At 38.1% G+C, this 20,337-nt stretch carries 18 protein-coding genes; 5 read left to right on the top strand and 13 right to left on the bottom strand.

What is annotated here, in order from left to right:
• Window positions 1–10: 10 nt before the first annotated feature.
• A complete protein-coding gene (ruvB, locus tag BGC7_RS09125) occupies window positions 11–1,033 on the bottom strand; it encodes a Holliday junction branch migration DNA helicase RuvB (RefSeq protein WP_050701273.1) in 1,023 nt (340 codons plus the stop codon).
• 155 nt (window positions 1,034–1,188) lie between these two features.
• Between ruvB and BGC7_RS09130 the strand changes: the two genes are divergently transcribed.
• Window positions 1,189–1,758: a phosphatase PAP2 family protein gene (locus BGC7_RS09130; RefSeq protein ID WP_050701274.1), complete on the top strand. Its 570-nt coding sequence runs from the start codon at window positions 1,189–1,191 to the stop codon at window positions 1,756–1,758.
• Here the strand turns inward: BGC7_RS09130 and BGC7_RS09135 are convergent.
• From BGC7_RS09135 to leuS, 3 genes are all read right to left on the bottom strand, one after another.
• Window positions 1,755–2,528, bottom strand: a complete 774-nt coding sequence (locus BGC7_RS09135; RefSeq protein ID WP_050701275.1) for an SDR family NAD(P)-dependent oxidoreductase — start codon at window positions 2,526–2,528, stop codon at window positions 1,755–1,757. The genes BGC7_RS09130 and BGC7_RS09135 overlap by 4 nt on opposite strands.
• A gap of 2 nt (window positions 2,529–2,530) precedes the next feature.
• Window positions 2,531–3,400, bottom strand: coding sequence for a YitT family protein (locus BGC7_RS09140; RefSeq protein ID WP_050701276.1), 870 nt, complete (start codon window positions 3,398–3,400; stop codon window positions 2,531–2,533).
• 101 nt (window positions 3,401–3,501) lie between these two features.
• Complete coding sequence (gene leuS / locus BGC7_RS09145) at window positions 3,502–6,303, bottom strand: leucine--tRNA ligase (protein ID WP_050701277.1); 2,802 nt, start codon at window positions 6,301–6,303, stop codon at window positions 3,502–3,504.
• A 171-nt stretch (window positions 6,304–6,474) separates the two neighbouring features.
• Between leuS and BGC7_RS09150 the strand changes: the two genes are divergently transcribed.
• The gene (locus BGC7_RS09150; RefSeq protein ID WP_050701278.1) at window positions 6,475–7,137 is read left to right on the top strand and encodes a hypothetical protein; all 663 of its coding nucleotides are present in this window, start codon (window positions 6,475–6,477) and stop codon (window positions 7,135–7,137) included.
• A 322-nt stretch (window positions 7,138–7,459) separates the two neighbouring features.
• A complete protein-coding gene (locus BGC7_RS09155; RefSeq protein WP_050701279.1) occupies window positions 7,460–8,764 on the top strand; it encodes an NAD(P)-dependent oxidoreductase in 1,305 nt (434 codons plus the stop codon).
• Between the two features lie 15 nt (window positions 8,765–8,779).
• Here the strand turns inward: BGC7_RS09155 and BGC7_RS09160 are convergent, their stop codons facing one another.
• From BGC7_RS09160 to purD, 9 genes are all read right to left on the bottom strand, one after another.
• The gene (locus tag BGC7_RS09160) at window positions 8,780–9,634 is read right to left on the bottom strand and encodes a hypothetical protein (RefSeq protein ID WP_050701280.1); all 855 of its coding nucleotides are present in this window, start codon (window positions 9,632–9,634) and stop codon (window positions 8,780–8,782) included.
• A gap of 140 nt (window positions 9,635–9,774) precedes the next feature.
• Complete coding sequence (typA, locus tag BGC7_RS09165; protein WP_050701281.1) at window positions 9,775–11,577, bottom strand: translational GTPase TypA; 1,803 nt, start codon at window positions 11,575–11,577, stop codon at window positions 9,775–9,777.
• Window positions 11,578–11,689: 112 nt separating this feature from the next.
• A complete protein-coding gene (locus BGC7_RS09170; RefSeq protein ID WP_050701282.1) occupies window positions 11,690–12,484 on the bottom strand; it encodes an FkbM family methyltransferase in 795 nt (264 codons plus the stop codon).
• Between the two features lie 12 nt (window positions 12,485–12,496).
• Window positions 12,497–13,282 (bottom strand): acyl-ACP--UDP-N-acetylglucosamine O-acyltransferase, encoded by a 786-nt coding sequence (gene lpxA, locus BGC7_RS09175; protein WP_050701283.1) that lies wholly within the window; start codon window positions 13,280–13,282, stop codon window positions 12,497–12,499.
• A 13-nt stretch (window positions 13,283–13,295) separates the two neighbouring features.
• Window positions 13,296–14,681 carry a bifunctional UDP-3-O-[3-hydroxymyristoyl] N-acetylglucosamine deacetylase/3-hydroxyacyl-ACP dehydratase gene (locus BGC7_RS09180; protein ID WP_050701284.1) on the bottom strand — a complete coding sequence of 462 codons (1,386 nt, stop codon included), beginning with the start codon at window positions 14,679–14,681 and terminating at the stop codon, window positions 13,296–13,298.
• A gap of 18 nt (window positions 14,682–14,699) precedes the next feature.
• A complete protein-coding gene (gene lpxD, locus BGC7_RS09185) occupies window positions 14,700–15,740 on the bottom strand; it encodes a UDP-3-O-(3-hydroxymyristoyl)glucosamine N-acyltransferase (RefSeq protein ID WP_185112970.1) in 1,041 nt (346 codons plus the stop codon).
• A gap of 125 nt (window positions 15,741–15,865) precedes the next feature.
• Complete coding sequence (locus BGC7_RS09190; RefSeq protein WP_050701286.1) at window positions 15,866–16,336, bottom strand: DUF4251 domain-containing protein; 471 nt, start codon at window positions 16,334–16,336, stop codon at window positions 15,866–15,868.
• Window positions 16,337–16,419: 83 nt separating this feature from the next.
• Window positions 16,420–17,433 carry a hypothetical protein gene (locus BGC7_RS09195; protein ID WP_050701287.1) on the bottom strand — a complete coding sequence of 338 codons (1,014 nt, stop codon included), beginning with the start codon at window positions 17,431–17,433 and terminating at the stop codon, window positions 16,420–16,422.
• A gap of 2 nt (window positions 17,434–17,435) precedes the next feature.
• Window positions 17,436–18,707 carry a phosphoribosylamine--glycine ligase gene (gene purD / locus BGC7_RS09200; protein ID WP_050701288.1) on the bottom strand — a complete coding sequence of 424 codons (1,272 nt, stop codon included), beginning with the start codon at window positions 18,705–18,707 and terminating at the stop codon, window positions 17,436–17,438.
• 112 nt (window positions 18,708–18,819) lie between these two features.
• On the opposite strand from purD, the gene BGC7_RS09205 reads away from it, so the two are divergent.
• Window positions 18,820–19,584, top strand: coding sequence for a tRNA threonylcarbamoyladenosine dehydratase (locus BGC7_RS09205; RefSeq protein ID WP_050701289.1), 765 nt, complete (start codon window positions 18,820–18,822; stop codon window positions 19,582–19,584).
• A gap of 183 nt (window positions 19,585–19,767) precedes the next feature.
• Entirely contained in the window at window positions 19,768–20,220 is a 453-nt protein-coding gene (locus BGC7_RS09210; protein WP_050701290.1) for a hypothetical protein, read from the top strand.
• The last annotated feature ends 117 nt before the right edge of the window (window positions 20,221–20,337 follow it).

A 20,337-nucleotide genomic window follows, 5' to 3' on the forward strand; every position in this document is an offset into this window, starting at 1 on the left:
ATTACTAAGACTAAAACAAGAAACCCTGTTCGCTTTGCCTTTTGCGTCCCAGGTGTTTATATGCCAGTTCGGTAGCTTCTCGTCCTCGTGGAGTCCGTTTCATAAAACCTTCTTTGATGAGGAAGGGTTCATATACTTCCTCTATTGTGCCTCCATCTTCACCCAATGCTGTTGCAATAGTAGAAATGCCGACAGGCCCTCCCTGAAACTTGTCTATGAGTATCAGCAATATCTTATTGTCTATTTCATCCAATCCGTACTTATCTATATTGAGAGCTTCTAAGGAATATGTAGCTATATCTTTATCTATTTTTCCTGAACCTTTCACTTGAGCAAAATCCCTGACACGTCGCAAGAGGGCATTAGCTATACGGGGAGTACCTCTGCTGCGGGATGCTATTTCTACAGCAGCTTCGTTAGATGTTGGTACGTTTAATATATCCGCCGACCGTAATATGATTCGGGTTAGGGTTTCTATATCGTAATATTCTAAGTGAAGGTTGATTCCAAATCGAGCTCGTAATGGGCTTGTAAGCAGTCCGCTACGTGTAGTTGCCCCAATAAGGGTGAACGGATTGAGTTCTATCTGAATAGAGCGGGCACTAGGCCCTTTGTCTATCATTATGTCTATACGATAGTCCTCCATTGCACTGTAAAGATATTCTTCTACTACAGGAGAAAGGCGGTGTATTTCGTCTATGAACAATACATCGTTGGGTTCTAGCGAGGTAAGCAGGCCGGCGAGGTCTCCGGGCTTGTCGAGAACAGGGCCTGAAGTAATTTTAAACCCTACGCCCAATTCATTTGCAATGATATTGGAAAGTGTTGTTTTTCCTAATCCGGGAGGCCCATGCAGCAGCGTATGATCGAGAGACTCTCCACGCATTTTTGCAGCAGTAACAAATACCTGAAGGTTTTCTACCACCTTACTTTGTCCGCTGAAACTGTTGAAGGTGAGGGGGCGCAAAGCATTTTCAAATTCTTTCTCGCTATCGTTTATACTCCCTCTGTGTATGTCGAATGTTTCTTCCATATATACTGTAGGTACAAATTTACACCAATATATTTAATTTCCATCTTGTTGGTTTGAATTCTCTGTCACATACTTGCTAAAAATATAAAAGATTTGAATATTTTGTGTTTTAGAGCTAAAAAGTTTTTTCTTTGTGACACTAAACTTTTACTTATATGCTATACAAACTTATAGAATGGGATAAGGAACTGTTTCTTTTCCTCAATAGCAAGCATATCGGCTGGCTCGATCCTGTAATGCTGGTACTGAGTTCTTATCCGTGTTGGATTGTTGTATGTCTGACGATGGTGGCGATAATATATTTCAGAGGGCGAGAGAGAAATTTGCATGCAACTGTTTTCTTTCTTGTTTCTATTGGCTGTAGTGCACTATTGACTAACCTTGTGAAGTTCGTAATTGGTCGTCCTCGTCCTATACATAATACAGACTGGGGAGATACTATTCATGCTATAGAAAAGTATAGTACCAGTTCCAGCTTCTTTTCTTCCCATTCGGCTACTACATTTACTATGGCTGTCTTTTTCTTTTTATTTTTTCGCTCCAATAAACTATTTGGATGGATAGCTATACTTTGGGCTACTACTGTGGCATATAGTCGGATATATCTTGCAAAGCATTATCCTTTCGATGTGTTTTGCGGAATAGTTTTCGGCTCTCTGATAGGAGTATTAGGCTATAAACTTTATGAATATTACAAAAAGAAAAATGAGACGCTAGAAGCTTAGTCTAGCCATTTTGAAACTTTCCTTTTCTCTAAGGAAGAGTATATTTTCATACAAGAAGGAAAGGCTCTGCCAATAGGATAGAACATACGGAAAAGGATAGACGGATAAATCTTCTTCTTTCTTTTGGCAATTCCTTTTACTATTTTCCTAGCTACTACTTTTGCATCTTGAGAAGGAAAGGGTAGTGGAGTGTTATTTTCCCCTGTTGCCTTGTCAAAAAAGGCGGTACGTGTGGCTACGGGATAGATAGCTGTTATCTGTAAGTTTTTTCTTTGTTCGTACCTGTATGTTTGTATAAAGTGGTGCAATGCGGCTTTAGTCGAACAGTAGAGAGAGTAGGCAGGTAGCGATGCCAATCCTGCGCCAGATATTGTACAGGCAAAAACGATTTGTTGTTCCCCTCCTTGTTCTTGCATCTTCTCTAAAGAATAGATTGGAGAGAATACATTGAGGTCGTATATGTGCTCAATATGTTTCCAGTCAGGAGTATTCAGCCTTTCTAGATATGCAAATCCTGCATTTGCAATAAATATATCTACTCTGCCAAATACTTGCTTCGCATATTGGAATATGCTATCCACTCCCTCCTGCGTACTTACATCGGCAGAGAAAGGGTATATTGTGTCTTTTATTTCCTGTATGTTTGCTATGTGTCGGGCAACAGCGATAATTTTCACTCCCTGAATAGAAGATAGAATATCAAGGACTTCTTTTCCAATACCGGAAGAGGCTCCTGTAAGTATTATTTTTTTATCGAAATAGTATTTCAACCCTATCTAATTTTGTCAAACCCTTCACCATAAACACCTCTTACAGTACTCTGTGAAATAAATGCTTTTTCGTCGATACTTTTTATCAGGCGAAACATATCGAGAGCTTCCGTTCGCTTAGTCAGCACTATAATGACTTTGGTTGGTCTCTTTGTATACCAGCCCATACCATCAAGAATAGTACAGCCTCTATGAAGTTCGCTGTTTATGGCATTGGCTATAGTTTCGTATTTCTCAGAGAAAACAAGAATCTGTACTGATTGGCGGAATCCGTTTATAACCATATCTATAGCGTATGTCATTACTCCCATTACTATAAGACCATATATGATGGTTTGGAAGTTTTGAAATACAAAATATGAACAACTTATGATAACAAAGTCGCATAATAGCATTCCCCGCCCGAATGCGATATTCTTATATTTATTTATAAGAGCAACAACTATATCTGTTCCACCTGTGCTACCATTGGAGCTGAATACTAGCCCGATGCCGACACCACACATCATACCTCCTATAACACCTGATAGCAGCGGTTCATTCTTTACAATAGGCTCTGTTATGTATGTTTGGCAAAGTGTTAGAAGAAATGTGAGCACTATTACCCCATAAATGGTTTTTACCATAAACTTTAGTCCCAAAACCTTGAGGGCTACAAATAGCAGGACGCAGTTTACCAAAAAATAGGTATACTGTAAGGGTATCCTCGAATCGGTAGCGTATTCTACAAGTAGAGCAATACCGGCGAGTCCTCCGGTAACTATACCTCCAGGTTTTATGAACCCAATCAGACCAACAGCGTAGAGTACCAGACCAACGAATATAAGTGCGTAGTCTTTCCAATAAAACTCTTTTAAATATCTCTTAGGCATGGACTTTATATTTATGTGTTTTTTCAATTAGTTAAATTCTATTGTATAAGATTTTAGCCAGTCTGTTAGCCGAGATTTTAGCTATATTTCAGTTAATATAATTATAGCACAATATTTACTATTTTTTTAGGAACAATAATCACCTTTTTAGGAGTTTTACCTTCCATCCATTTAGTTGAGTTTTGGTGTGCTAAAACTACTTTTTCTATTTCTTCATTTGTCGTATCGGCAGCAAATTCTATATTGAAACGTGCTTTACCATTGAAAGAGATAGTGTAGCTTACAATATCTTCTACAAGATACTCTTCTCTGAATACAGGCCATTCGGCTTCTGTTATAGAAGTTGGATTGCCCAAAGCATGCCAAAGTTCTTCGCAAATGAAAGGAGCGAAAGGAGCTAAAACAATAACTAATTCTTGCAATACGGCTTTCTTGCTGCATTTGGCAGAGGTAAGCTCGTTTACACAAATCATAGAGGCAGAAACTGACGTGTTGAACGAGAAGGTTTCTATATCGCCCGAAACTTTCTTTATAAGCTTGTGTAGCGATTTCAATTCATCTTTAGTTGGCTCTTCGTCCGATACAACAAGGCTGTCAGCTTTGTAGAACAATCCCCACAGCTTGCGCAAGAAACGATGAACTCCATCAATTCCATTCATATCCCAAGGTTTAGAGAATTCTAACGGACCTAAGAACATTTCGTAGAGGCGAAGAGTGTCTGCTCCATATTTATTTGCAATGTCATCAGGGTTTACCACGTTGTGGTATCTTTTTCCCATTTTTTCTACAGTCCATCCACATATATATTTGCCGTCTTCGAGTATAAATTCTACATCGGCATATTCGGGACGCCATGCTCTAAATGCATCTATATCTAAAATATCATTGCTTACGATATTTACATCCACATGAATCTCGGTTGTTTCGTATTGGTCTTTCAGATTTACAGATACAAACTTATTAGTTCCATTGATACGGTACACAAGACTGCTACGTCCCTGTATCATACCTTGATTTATAAGCTTTTTGAAAGGCTCATCTTCACACGAAACGCCTATGTCGTATAGGAATTTATCCCAGAAACGACTGTATATAAGGTGTCCTGTAGCATGTTCGGTTCCTCCTATATATAGATCGACATTGCGCCAATATTCGTCTTTCTCTTTCGATACCAGCTCTTTGTCATTGTACGGATCCATGTAGTGCAGGTAATAAGCAGACGAGCCTGCAAATCCCGGCATAGTATTCAGCTCGAGAGGGAATATAGTTTTATTATCTACCTTCGATGTGTCAACAACCTCTTCTTTGCTTGTATCCCAAGCCCATTTGATAGCTCGTCCCAATGGTGGCTCTCCTGTTTCGGTCGGTAAGTATTTATCAACTTCAGGAAGCTCTAAAGGAAGCTTATCTATAGGAAGCATATAAGGAAGTCCTTCTTTGTAATAGACAGGAAATGGTTCGCCCCAATAACGTTGACGAGAGAATATAGCATCACGCAAACGGTAGTTGACCTTGATGCGTCCAAGATTGTTTTCTTTGATATATTGTCTTGCTTTCTCGATAGCATCTTTTACCTGCAATCCGTTTAAAAATCCGGAATTCACCATGATACCTTCTTTGGCATCGAAGCTTTCTTCCGAAATGTCACAGCCTTCTATAAGCGGGATAATAGGCAGACCGAAATGTTTTGCAAAAGCATAGTCACGACTGTCGTGTCCTGGGACGGCCATGATAGCTCCTGTCCCGTATCCGGCTAGTACATAGTCTGATATCCAGATAGGAATTTCTTTTCCATTGAGAGGGTTGATGGCGTAAGAGCCGGTGAAAACTCCCGAAATCTTCTTATCCATCAGGCGGTCTCTTTCTGTACGGCGTTTGGTGGCATCCAGATATGCGTCTACCTCTGTTTTTTGACCCGAAGTAGTAACCATCTGTACATATTCGCTTTCGGGTGCAAGTACCATAAAAGTAACTCCGAATATAGTGTCGGCACGTGTTGTAAATATTTCGAATTCAATATCTGAATCCTTTACCTTAAATTTCATTTCGGCACCTTCGCTACGACCTATCCAGTTGCGCTGTGTTTCTTTGATAGAATCGCTCCAGTCTATCTTATCCAATCCATCAAGCAGACGTTGTGCATAAGCCGACACGCGCAAACTCCATTGACGCATCAGGCGTTGTTCTACAGGGTAGCCGCCACGTTCCGATAAGCCATTTATAACTTCGTCATTTGCCAATACTGTACCTAAAGCTGCGCACCAGTTTACTGTGGTTTCGCTACGATAGGCTATACGATAATTAAGTAATATTTCTTGTTTTTCTTTTTCAGAATATGCTTTCCAGTTTTCGGCCGAAAATTGAAGCTCCTCGCTGCATGCAACATTTAAACCATCTGTACCCGATTGTCCGAATGCTTCGATAAGTTCAGCTATAGGGCGTGCCTGCTGTTCGTCGTTGCAGTAGTAGCTGTTGAACATTTGTATAAATGCCCATTGTGTCCATTTATAATATCTAGGATCACAAGTCTGTATTTCTCTGCTCCAGTCGAAAGAGAATCCTATTTTGTCCAACTGCTCTCGATAACGGTTTATATTCTGGCTGGTGGTAATAGCCGGATGTTGTCCGGTCTGTATAGCATATTGTTCTGCCGGAAGTCCATAGGCATCATAACCCATAGGATGCAAAACGTTGAATCCTTTTAATCGCTTGTAACGGGCAAAAATATCAGATGCTATATATCCTAGTGGATGTCCTACATGCAGACCTGCCCCAGATGGGTAAGGAAACATGTCGAGAACATAATATTTTGGTTTGTTTTTATCTTCTGTAACTTTATATGTTTTGTTGTCGATCCAATACTGATGCCAACGTTTTTCAATCTCTTTGAAGTTGTATTCCATAACCAGACTTATTGCTTTTTTTATCGTGCAAATATAGTCAATTTCTTTTAAGGTTATAGGTCTATTTGTTGCTTTTGTATGTGTAATAGTTTTTTGACAAATCAGATTAAATAACTAATTTAGGCAGAGAATAGTAATTCAAAATGGAAATACATTTTTAAAACAGAAATTATGGTTGAATTTAATCGTAATCTAACTTCAGAAGATGTTCTTAATATATTTGTTGAACAACATAGACTTGCTAGTCCATTTGATCCCGAAGCAGATCCGTTTATTGAGTTGTCTTTTGATTCAAGTATTGCAGAATGGAGAGATGCGAATGATCTTATATCATGGAGGCCGCTATCTCTTTTTTTGAATAAAGAATTCCGAATATCTCCTTCCGAAAAAGAATGGAAGTCTGTATTGACACCTTCTTGCAGACGGACACTAAAAGGTGTCTGTGACTTAATTGTAACTCATTCTTCAAATGATAATATCTATCCAATGAGAGTATTAGGTAAAGAATGCTTAAGCTCATCTGTTTTCTTTACATTAAAGAGATCTTTAAAGGAAGAAGGAGTAGATGTATCCGAGATAAGACCATCGACAGCCCTTTCTCCTTATTTAGATAAATATTTTTCTGAAATGATTATGCTAATAACAATCTTAGCTAAAGGTTATGTTGTTTTCGATCAGTTTGATATAATAGAAATAACAAGAGGAGATAAACCAAAGAAAGGATTAGCTCACCTTTTTAGTTTTTTTTCGAAAACACCTCTCTTTTTTGAAACTGGAGATATTAAGACATTTCGTGATTTGACTCTTAAATTGATTGAGGTTAATTCAAATTAGTTATTTTTGTATCATAAAAACCCTTTTTCTTTATCTATTCTATGTATGAGAGTGAAGGTGTATCGCGGAAAAGTAGCAGAAAAAGCATACGAAATCTGTAACTTTTGTCACCTTTTAGTTAAAATTCTTATTCGACTTATTTTTATTTTCAATTTCTATTGACTTTCTTTTTGTTGATTGTCTGTGTGTTATGTTGTTTTTGAGGGCTTTTTAGTGTTATTCAGAATGATATTATGCCTATTTTGCTATGTGGGGTTTGCAAAATAATATATACTTTTGCGAAGTCAACATTACAAAATAGAAGTTTTACGTATTTGAATCTATGAAAAGAGACAATTTTGCAGAGACTAACATAAGTTATACTACTAAAGAAGCTATTGATGAGGCAAAACGATGCCTTAATTGTAAGAATCCTCTTTGTGTTCAGGGCTGTCCTATCGAACACGATATTCCGGGCTTTATTCATCAGTTGTCGATGGGGAATGTCGGAGCTGCTATGCAGATTATTAACGAAAAAAGTAATTTGCCGGCTATCTGTGGCAGGGTGTGTCCTCACGAGAAGCAATGTGAGGGACATTGTATCTTAAATAAGAAAGACAATCCGGTGCGAGTAGGTAAATTGGAACGGTTTATCGCAGATTTTGATAGCGATATGTCACTGATCAAAGAACGATTGAAACCTAAGACGAGAGGAAAAGTGGCTATTGTGGGTTCGGGGCCAGCGGGTCTGACTGTAGCCGGTGATTTGGCTCGCGGTGGATTCAATGTGGTTGTATTTGAAGGGCAGAAAGAACCGGGTGGAGTATTGATGTATGGGATACCTGAGTATCGCTTGCCAAAAGACATAGTACGCCGGGAGATAAAGAAAATTGAGGCATTGGGTGTTACCTTTATGAATGATTTTCTGATAGGAGAGAAAATGACTGTAGATGAAATGTTGGAGCATGAGTTTGATGCAGTTTTTATCGGGTCGGGTACATCGGTGCCTAAGACGTTAGACATAGCGGGAATTAATTTATATAAGGTGTTGCAGACTTCTTACTTCTTACGGATGGTGAATCTTTATAATAATGGAGATATCAGCCGTAATGCAGTACCGTTGATAGATGGTGAAGATGTTGCTATTATAGGTGCAGGAAATGTAGCAATGGATGCCGCCCGTACAGCTTTACGTATGGGGGCTAATTCTGTGAAAATCATATATCGGGGAACTGAAGAAACTCTTCCGGCTCTGAAAACAGAGTATCATGAAGCAGTGGAAGAGGGGGTTGAATTCCTTTGGCAGAGTAAGACTATCGAATGCATGGGAGAGAATAATACACTGAATGCTATTCGAGTGGAAACTCCAGAAGGAGAGAAGCTGATGCCGATGAATCGTGTATTGATAGCTATTGGTTCTAAACCGGCAAACCGTATTGTATCGACCTCTTTAGGTATAGAAGTGAATGAAAGTGGCTACGTGATAACAAAAGAGCATCCTTATGGTATGACTACCCGCCGAGGTGTATTTGCCGGAGGAGATGTAGTGCACACCCCTCAAACGGTTGTGCTTGCTATGCGTGAGGCAAAGCAGGTGGCAAAAGGAATTGCGCAATATGTGGATGCTGTAAAGCTATTGAGTCAATAAGTTTTTATTGAAAACTTACCACCAAGATGGAGGGGCGGGTGGATCGTAGTCTATGCTAGTGTCTGTGTCTATGGATGCACCCATTATGATGACTCCGGCTAGTCCTACTACAGCAAGCGTTCCATAAAGGTAGTTGTTGTTGGCAGGCTTAATAGTGTAGAAGAAATCGCCTCTATCTATCATGCTTGCTCCAAATTTGGATGGCTTGACATGAGTTTTTAATAGTTCTTCCATATAGAAGTCCTGAATAAAATACATTGGTTTGTCAGGTTTGTAATATAGAGTCAGATAGCTTTTGAACTTCAAAGGGCTATCTCTCTCTTCGAATGTTATTCTTTGTGCTTGGGACTGATTGTCTCCGTCATTTATTTGAATATTCTCATAAGATTTAGTCTCCATTCCTTTTATGCCGGGATTTAGTCTTATGGGAGTATTGGAAATCATTGTTTCGGGAAAAACGAAACTCATTCTGTTTGGCGATTCTATTATGCCGCCGAAATTACCCGCCGAATAGGTGTATGTATTATTGTCTGTGTTATGGCTTACGCTAAAATTTTCGAGACTACCCTGAAAAGGCGTTTCCTTTCCTGTATATGAATGAGCCATACCATCTATTACCATCGCTGAGCGTTCCCAGTCTACATGCAGAGGTTCGTTCAATTTGTTGTATATTGTAATCTGCATGGGTGCACCTTCTCCTTTGAAGCAGTATGCAATCCAGAGGCTATCTGTTTCGAGAAGGAAGTCACCGTTTTCTACCTTTTCTACATAGTCGTTTGGCGAGTTAAGCGTAGAATAGAAGTAGGTAGCCTGACATGATGCCAGAGAAATGAATGACAGTAACACTATGTAAGGCAGAAATCTTTTCATGGCGTAAGTGTATTAAATATTCGATTGAGTAGATACAATATTACCACTTTTGAGCAAATAATACAAGCTTTGTCTGATAACTTTTAAAAGAAAAAGCCTTAGCTTTTGAGGAACCAAGGCTTTCTGTACTAATAAATCTATTAGCTATTTTTAGACATTCTCTTTCGGTCGTTTTCGTCCAGATATATTTTGCGCAAACGAATAGAGTGTGGAGTTATCTCTACATATTCATCTTCTTTGATGTATTCGAGAGCGTCTTCAAGACTGAATATAATAGCCGGAGCTAATTTCGCTTTGTCGTCAGTACCTGAGGCGCGTACATTGGTCAGCTTTTTCGACTTGGTCAGATTTACGACTAAGTCACCTTCTTTACTATGCTCTCCAACTATCTGTCCCATGTAGATATCTGTCTGAGGCTCTACGAAAAACTTACCTCTATCCTGAAGCTTGTCAAGGGCATATGCAAACGCATTCCCCGATTCACTTGCAATAATGGAGCCGTTTGTCCGCTTGTCTATATCTCCTTTCCAAGGTTGGAACTCTAAGAAACGGTGGGCTATAACAGCTTCTCCTGCCGATAAGGTAAGTGCTGCATTGTTGAGCCCGATGATTCCTCTTGATGGTATGGTAAACTCAAGATATACACGGTCCCTTTTGCTACCCATCATTGTCAATTCTCCTCTACGGCGGGTAACTAAGTCTATAATTTTGCTGGCGTATTCTTCCGGAAGGTTTATCGTTAATTGCTCTACCGGTTCGTGTTTTGTACCATTAATTTCTTTTATAATCACTTTTGGCTGTCCTACTTGTAGTTCGTAGCCTTCACGACGCATAGTTTCTATAAGTACTGAAAGGTGAAGTATTCCACGTCCGTATACAATCCATGAATCAGCATTTTCTGTAAGTTCTACACGCAGTGCAAGATTTCTGTCAAGCTCTCTTATTAGGCGATCGTGTATGTGGCGGGAGGTTACATACTTCCCATCTTTTCCGAAAAAAGGCGAGTCATTTATGGTGAATAGCATTGACATAGTAGGTTCGTCAATGTCAATGGTAGGTAGAGGTTCCGGGTTTTCTATATCTGCAATAGAGTCTCCAATTTCAAATCCTTCTATACCTATAAGTGCACATATATCTCCACATCCCGCGGTTTGTACTTTCGCCCGACCAAGACCTTCAAATGTATTTATTTCTTTTATCTTGGTTTTCATTATGCTGCCATCTCGTTTGCAAAGAGATACATCCATATTCTCTCTTAATTCGCCACGATGAACCCTTCCTATGGCGATACGTCCTACATATTTTGAATAATCGAGAGACGTGATTAGCATTTGTGGTGTACCTTTCAAGATCTCAGGAGCAGGAATGTATTTGATGATAGCATCTAGCAAAGGTGTTATATCTTCTGTCGGTTTAGTCCAGTTGTCAGACATCCAGCCTTGTTTGGCCGATCCGTAGATGGTGGGGAAATCCAACTGTTCTTCGGTTGCGTCTAAACTAAACATCAAGTCGAAAACCATTTCGTGGACTTCGTCAGGACGACAATTAGGTTTGTCTACCTTGTTGATAACAACAATGGGTTTTAGTCCCATTTGTATTGCCTTTTGTAAAACAAAACGGGTTTGAGGCATAGGACCTTCGAATGCATCTACCAAAAGGAGGCATCCGTCAGCCATATTTAATACTCGTTCAACTTCTCCGCCAAAGTCGGCGTGTCCCGGAGTATCTATTATGTTTATCTTAGTCCCTTTATAGTTGATTGAAACGTTTTTGGAAAGAATGGTTATTCCTCGTTCGCGCTCTAAATCATTATTGTCAAGAATTAACTCTCCTGTTGATTGGTTGTCTCTGAAAAGCTGTCCGGCAAGTAGCATCTTATCGACGATTGTAGTTTTGCCGTGGTCGACGTGTGCAATGATTGCAATATTTCTAATATTTTGCATATATATAATTTGAGGGTGCAAAGATACGTTTTTTTAGCAATATGTCAATATTTTAGTCTCCTAAATGTAAAAGAAAAGATGAGAGGAAAAAATAAAGAGAATAGCAATATTGCTATCCTCTCGAAAGGTTTAATCTTTTTATTATATCATTATCTTTATGTATAAAGATGTAGTCGCCGGAAATATGTTCTGAATGTTCTGAGCCTTCTTTGTATGGAGAAAGAATTCCATTTTTTAGCTTATAGGGGATATAGTCCAATTTATAAAATAGACAGGTAATCTGTTGTTCGTTGTCGGACCATACTTCGACCTGAACTATCGGCTTACTCTTTTCTATTATGCCTTCCATGTCAGAGAGGACAACATACTCGAAACCTTCTATATCACATTTTATATAATCTAGTTTTCCTAGAGATGAAAATAGCTTTGAGGGTATTTTCATTTCTGCATCGAATGAAAACTCTTGGGCATGCATATCGCCATCCCGCTCCTGATCGTAAACGTGTGGAAGTCCTGTTCTCAAATATCCGACATTAGGGGAACAAACCAATACAACGTTTTTTTCTTCCTTTCCCAATGCATATGGAAGGAGGGTAATATTCTTACGCTTTTTTGCTTTTTCTTTGAAAATCTTATTATATAAGGCGATTGGTTCTACTGAATATACTTTTCCTGAATCTTTTACCCATTTAGAAAATAGCATAGAATAGTAACCTAGGTTTGCTCCTATGTCTAAAACCGTATCTCCTTCCTTTATCAGATTCTTCGCAAAGTAATGATATTCATATTCCTTATCCTTATTAAGTAACTTAAGATTATACATTACAAAAAAAGACCTCTGTAGGAAACGAAGATAGTTCTCTATTCCAAGAGAAGAAAAGATAAACTTTTGTATGTGTTTTTTCATAGGAAAGGTATCTTACCCCATGTACCCTCTAACGATTCCACGAGGAGAATTCTTTACGAAGTCTACTATAATTCTCATTTCTGGAGTTTCTTCGAATTCCTTCTCTATTTTACTTATGGCATCCGTGAAGTTGAATCCTGCCTGATATATAGTGCGGTATATTTCCTGTATTTCGTTTATTTTTTCATTGGAAAATCCATGTCTGCGTAAACCGACTAGATTTACTCCTGAATAGCAAACTGGCTCGCGCCCTGCAATAATATAGGGAGGTATGTCTTTGCCTAAACGAGTACCCCCTTGTATCATAACATGGGCTCCAATACGAGTGAATTGATGAACAAGAGTACCTCCACTTAAGATGGCATGATGATCGACTTCTACTTCTCCGGCTAGCTGTGTCGCATTACCTACAATTACGCTGTCGGAAATTACACAATCGTGTGCAATGTGGCTATAAGCCATAAGTAGACAACTGCTACCTACGGTAGTGTGTCCTTTCGAAGCAGTACCTCTGTTTACTGTAACGCATTCGCGAATAGTGGTATTATCTCCTACTATGGCCAGTGTATCTTCTCCTTTAAACTTTAGGTCTTGAGGGATTCCTCCAATAACAGCACCGGGGAAGATTGTGCATCTTTTCCCTATTCTAGCTCCTGATCGGATATTGGCTCCTGACATAATCAGAGTGCCGTCTCCTATTTCTACATTTTTATCGACAAAGGCAAATGGTTCTACTGTAACGTCGCTTCCTAACCTTGCTTCAGGATGTACATATGCCTGATTGGATATATTTGACATGACCTTATATTGTTTATTTATTCTTGACTATTTGTGCTGTAAATTCAGCTTCCGAAACCAGTCTGTCTCCAATAAAGGCGTATCCTTTCATATTAGCAATGCCTCGTCTGATTTCAGATGTCAGATCGAGCCTGAAAATAAGAGTGTCGCCCGGAACAGCTTTGTTCCTGAATTTTACATTATCTATTTTAAGGAAATATGTTGAATATCTTTCTGGCTCTTCGACTTGAGACAAAACTAGGAGTCCTCCGATCTGTGCCATGGCTTCTACCTGAAGAACTCCCGGCATTACCGGCTCTTGAGGAAAGTGGCCTTGGAAAAATAATTCGTTGACACTTAGATTCTTTATTCCTACAATGTGTTTTTGTCCTATTTCTATAACCTTATCTACCATTAGAAAAGGGTATCTGTGAGGTAGTAATTCTTTTATTTTGTTGATGTCAAAGACAGCCTCTTTATTAGGATCATGAATAGGAGGTTGTACTTCGTTCATTTTTATCTGCTTGCGTACTAATCGAGCCAGCTTGTTGTTTATTTTATGCCCCGGACGGGTAGCTATAATACGCCCCTTGATTGGCTTGCCTATCAAAGCCATATCTCCTATAATATCCAGAAGTTTGTGACGAGCTGGTTCATTCGGATACATTATTTGCTTATTGTTGAGATATCCAAGCTCAGTTGCGTCCTTGTGTGGTACACCCAATAGGTCAGCAAGACTGTTTAATTCTTGTTGCGATATCTGACGCTCGTATATTACGATAGCATTGTCGAGGTCTCCTCCTTTTATTAGTCCTGCATCACGGAGTTGTTGTACTTCACGAACAAAAACAAATGTGCGGCAGTTTGCTATATCTTTTTCAAAGTCTTCCAGATTTTCTAAAGTTGCAGACTGATTTGGTATGTACTTTGATTCGAATTCGATAAAAGAATTAATGCAAAAACGATCGTCAGGTAGAAGTGTTAACTTAGATCCTGTTTCTTCATCGACTACTTCCATTTTATGACGAACAATAAAGTAATCCCGCTCTTCTGCTTGTTCTACAACACCAACTTTCTTTATTGCTTCTACATATTGTATGGCACTACCATCTAGTATAGGGAATTCGGGAGCATTTACTTCTATAAGACAATTGTCTACACGTAATGCGTAAAGGGCAGCCATGGCGTGTTCTACGGTGCTAACAAATACATCGCCTTTCACAAGTACTGTACCTCGCTGTGTATTTCCTACATTTTCAGCAAGGATATCTATTATCGGTTGATCTTCAAGATCTACTCTTTTTATTTTATATCCGAAGTTATCGGGAGCCGGATTGAATGTTATGGTAATAGGGAGTCCTGTGTGTAAACCTTTTCCTTTTAGTGTGAAACTATCTTTTAGCGTATGTTGCTTACTCATTTTATTTTAAATGGTTGTTTATTTGTTCTGGTTTGATTTTAATAACTCAATTTCTTTTTGTAACTGAGCTATTTGCTTGTACATTTCCGGTAGCTTTGGAAACACGACACTCGATTTAAAGAAATCTCTGACAGGGATTGCCGGTGAACCGAGTATTTTTGCATCGGGTTTTATATTGCTTATTATTCCCGATTGTGCTCCAATATTAGCGTTGTCGCCAATAGATATATGTCCTCCAAGTCCTACTTGACCCCCGAACATACAATTTTTCCCTACTTTTGTAGAACCGGAAATACCAACTTGTGCAGCCATTACAGTGTTTTCTCCAACTTCTACATTATGAGCGATCTGAATAAGATTATCTAGTTTTACTCCTTTATGTATAATGGTGGCATCCATAACAGCACGGTCGATTGTTGTGTTTGCACCTATTTCTACATCGTCTTCTATAGCAACTATTCCCATCTGAGGGATTTTCTTGAATACTCCATCTTCCGGAGCGAAACCAAAGCCATCACTTCCGATAACAGCTCCTGCATGTAATATACAGTTGTTACCGATGGTACAACCTGCATATATCTTAACGCCCGGATATATGATTGTATTGTCTCCAATGGCAACATTATCTCCTACATATGTCTGAGGATATAGTTTTGTCCCATCACCTACCTTTGCATTGTCCCCAATGTATGCAAATGCTCCTACATATGTATTGTTACCTACTTTTGCTGTTTCCGATATGTAAGACATTGGTTCTATCCCTACTTTCTGAGGCTTGGTTTTTTCCACCATATCTAATAATATAGCTAATGCTGCATAGGCATTGTAGCATCTTATAAGTGTTGCCTTGATGGGTTGATCGGAAATAAAATCATTATTCACTAACACTATACTGGCATTTGTAGTATATATATAGTGTGTATATTTGGGATTGGCCAGAAAGGTTAGGGATCCTGGCTTTCCTTCTTCTATTTTGGAAAAATTGTTTACTACAACAGAAGGATCGCCTTCAATTGTACCGTTTAATACTGTAGCAATTTGCTCTGCAGTGAAGGATATTTGCATAAAAAAACATTCAAAAACGATTGAGCCTCTCTTTGAGAGATGCGAAATAAATAATAATTTTCCAAATATATGACTTTTATGCTTAAAAAAACGGTTGGAGAAGGTGAAATATTATTATATTATTCAATCTTTCCATAAAAAGAGATAGGTTGTCTGTTATTATCCTGTACGCTGAGCGTTGCATATCCGGAGTCGCTTAGTTTAAGTATTAGCTTGTAGCGTTTCTGATTGTCTGCAATATCTATGGTCGCATCCCATGATCCATTTTTCTCTTTTGAGAGGTTGTATTTAAAGTCTGTACTGATAAATTTTATGCCTCCTTCTTCAGATGGAGAAGGAGCTGTATATGCCCTGCCGTAATATGGTAAATATGCATTTATGGTATCTTTGGATACTTTTAATGAGTATGAATAGTTGAGGCTTATTGATTGACCGCCCATCGGTAGTGCGGTTTGAGGTATAAATGAATATTCAGACGATTCTATCTTGTTTCTGAACTGATTAGCTATTTCAGTTTTTTGTTGATCTGTTATAGTTTTGCAACTAATTGTAAACAGGGCAATTAATATTAAGGAAAAAAAAGTTCTCATTTCAATATCCTCCTATTTTTAATATATACTTTATTGTGATAAGATTATGATATTAAAACGTAATACGATGATAAAAGTTTTATTTATACCTGTAAAAAGGGTAAAATACATATACCCGAGAAGAGAATAAGCGATATGTAGAAAAATACAGCGGTAGCCCTTTGCTCTGCCAATGCATAGAAATGAGATAGAAGCATTGCTCCTGTAACAAATGCAATATAAAGATTTAATGTAGTACCTGTTTCTGCCAATATATAAAAGAATATAGCGCATATTGCGAGCAAACTTAACAGATTCAAATAGGCACGAACCTTTATTTTGTCTTTGTGGCGGTTAAGATAATTATCTATGAAAGCAGCATTGAGCAGTATTGTGCAAAAGATAAATATACACCATTGCATAAGTGAGAACTCTAATAATGGTATAGTATTCTGTAAAAAGATATTTGCGAACTTTATTAACGGGAAAGTAAATCCAGAAATGTCATTTTTTATAAGAAATATTGAGAACAGAGGAAAGTATACGACAACGATGCTTGATAGCGATGCCAAGAATGCTTTTAAATTAAAGCACCTCATTATTCCTAAGCATAGCCATAGCAGAGGTGTGTATACTAGAAGGAAAGGGCAAAATAAACTACCCAAAACCAAAAAGAAAGTTGCTTTTGACGATTGTGTCTGTTTAACAGGACTGTTATAGGATGAAAATAAAATGGAAACTACAAAAAGAAAAATGAAGGTACTGATATATTCAGCCGACATCAGCATAAAAGAAGGGTGACAGCTAAATGCCAGAACTAATATTGATGGTAATAGGAGTGTCTTACGTCTTATTAATACGTGCTTAGTGTTTATATGTGCAGCGTATATCGCAATTCCTGCTGTTGCAACACAACTACTGATGAAAGAGAATAACTGATTGCTAAATATCCACGAAATAGAACTCCATAAATAGCCTGTATATTCGGGAGTTTTTATTGAAAATTCGGTGTTTGTGAAATATAACAATCTGAATATAATGGCAAAAAGAATAGAGAAGAAAAGAATCCCTTTTCCTTCTGCGATATTTTTTTTGTAGAATCTGGAAACTCCTGCCATTTTTATTCTAGGTCGAAGCCTATATCTTTTCTATAATATTTTTTATCGAAAGAGACTTTTTCTGCATTGCTGAAAGACGTTTTAAGAGCCTCTTCTTTTGTATTTCCATAAGAACTTATTGCAATAACCCGTCCTCCATTTGTTAATACGTTTCCATTTGCGAGCTTAGTGCCGGCGTGAAAAGGAATACTGTCTTTTACGGTATCAAGACCTGTTATCTCTTTATTTTTCTCATAATCGCGCGGATATCCTCCCGATACCAGCATAACTGTGACTGCATACCTTGTGTCTATCGTAAGCTCCTCTTTGTCTAAGGATTCTGTTGCTACGCCTTCCAAAAGAGAAACAAAGTCTGATTTAATGCGTAACATCACAGCTTCTGTTTCCGGATCCCCCATACGAACATTGTATTCGATAACTATAGGCTCGTCTTTGACTTTTATCAGTCCGAGAAAAATAAATCCTTTATATGTAATGTTATCTTTCTTCAGACCTTCTATTGTAGGTACAACTATGCGTTGCTCAACTTTTTGCATGAAAACATCATCAGCAAAAGAAACTGGAGAAACAGCTCCCATTCCTCCTGTATTGAGACCTGTGTCGCCTTCTCCAATTCGCTTGTAATCTTTGGCTACAGGGAGTATCTTATAGGAAGTACCATCTGTGAGTACGAAAACGGAGCATTCTATCCCCGAAAGAAATTCTTCTATAACGACCGTTTTACTGGCATCTCCAAACATTCCGCTTAGCATTTCTTTCAGTTCATGCTTGGCTTCTTCTATATCGTGAATAATAAGAACACCTTTTCCTGCTGCTAGTCCATCTGCCTTTAATACATAAGGGGCTTCTAATTCTCCTAGAAAATTATAGGCCTCTTCTAGCTGATCGATTGTGAAACTTTTGTAGCGGGCGGTTGGTATATTGTGCCGTATCATAAACTGTTTGGCAAAGTCTTTACTACCTTCCAGCTTTGCGCCTTCTTTAGATGGGCCAATAACCGGAATGTTTTTTACTTCCGGATCGTTAATGAAAAAATCGTATATCCCTTTTACTAATGGTTCCTCAGGCCCTACTACTACCATATGGATATTGTTTGCCTGAACAAATTGCTTGATTGCAGGGAAGTCAGATATGGAAATGTCTATATTTTTGCCCAATGAGTGTGTACCTGCATTGCCGGGTGCAATGTAAAGGTTGTTCACTTTCAGGCTTTGTTTTATTTTCCAAGCCAGAGCATTTTCGCGTCCTCCGCTACCAAGTAATAAGATGTCCATAGTGTTTATTTTTTACAAAGATAAATGATTTATTGTTGTCACTAGGTAAAAAGAATTTACTTTTGTCTTGATAAATGATTTTATAGTGCATTTTTATATAGAATAAATATAGATGGAAGAAGAAAAAGGTATATTTAAACGTGCAGAGCTGCTGTTAGGAAAAGAAGCGATGGATAAAATAGCCCAAGTTCGAGTTATATTGTTTGGCGTAGGAGGTGTAGGCAGTTGGTGTGCGGAAAGCCTTGTGAGAACAGGGGTGAAATATCTTACAATTGTAGATTCTGATAAAGTGTGTGAAACGAATATTAATCGGCAGTTAATGGCTACTACCAAGACTGTTGGTCAACGAAAAGTGGATGTGTTGAAAGCTCGTTTGCTGGATATAAACCCTGATGCAGAAATTACAACAATAGCAGAAGTATATAGTGAAGAGACATCGGATAGTTTTTGTATAGATGCTTATGACTACGTAATAGATGCTATCGACAGTCTTAAGCATAAAGTGCACCTAATAAAGACAGCTACACGAACTAATGCTAAACTTTTCTCATCTATGGGTGCAGCCTTGAAAATGGATCCTACAAGAATAAAAGTTGCTGAGTTTTGGAAAGTGAAAGGGTGTCCATTGGGTGCGGCGCTCAGACGAAAGATGAAACAGGGCGAAAAGCCTGCAAAGAAGTTTCTGTGTGTATACAGTGACGAACTTTTGGAAAATAAAGGAATAAAGTATGAGTTCGATGAATCGAAAAGTTCAGAACTTCTTAAACAAGAAAATCCAAGTGTAAAGGCTCAGACTAACGGAACGCTCGCTCATGTAACAGCTGTTTTCGGATTTACATTAGCAAGTCTTGTGATAAAAGATATCTGCGCAAAATAGCACAAAATAAGTTTTACCGATTTTTTAAGAATGATAACTGTAACTCAAATTTTTATTATAATTTCATCTCTTGTAAGTAAAAGATAAAATTTAATGTTACATTTTTAAATATTACGAACAGTGAATTTTATACTTCAATGGATAACAAATAGGTCTGAGACCTTAAATATAAACTAAACGATAATGGAAGATTTGAAAATAGACTACAGCCTGTCTAAAGGAATTAGAACAATAAATGTTGTAATTTTCTCTTATATCGCACTTTTTGTATTGTATATCTGTGTTACAGAGGGTATAGCTAATCGTTTCGGAGCCTTTTTTATTTGTGCTCTTATCGCTTTTGTTTTAGCTGCTATAATGATTTTGAGGAATACCTTATGGCTTCCTGCACCTGTTGTCCTAATCAGCAACGAACGAGTGGAGTCTAACCCACAAGGAAAGAAAAGTATTGTTGTAGACTGGGTTAGCGTAAGTAAAGTTACTATCGGTATGAGCTACTTTGTGTTTTTGGTAAATGGAGAGCAGAAACAGAAGAGGATAGAATTGTCTGACCTGAGATATGAGGATCTGAAAACAGTGAAAAGTAAAATAATTGAACTCTGTGAGCATAAAAATATTCCATATCAAAACGATTAATGCTTATTTATATACTGAAAGCTGCTTTAGGGCAGCTTTTTTGTTTCCGATAAAAAATGTAGATTTGCATCAGTTTATTGACTATAATTAGCATATAACCTATAAAATAGCTGACAC

Origin of the sequence: Dysgonomonas sp. BGC7 (assembly GCF_001261735.1) — a bacterium.
Lineage (GTDB): Bacteria > Bacteroidota > Bacteroidia > Bacteroidales > Dysgonomonadaceae > Dysgonomonas.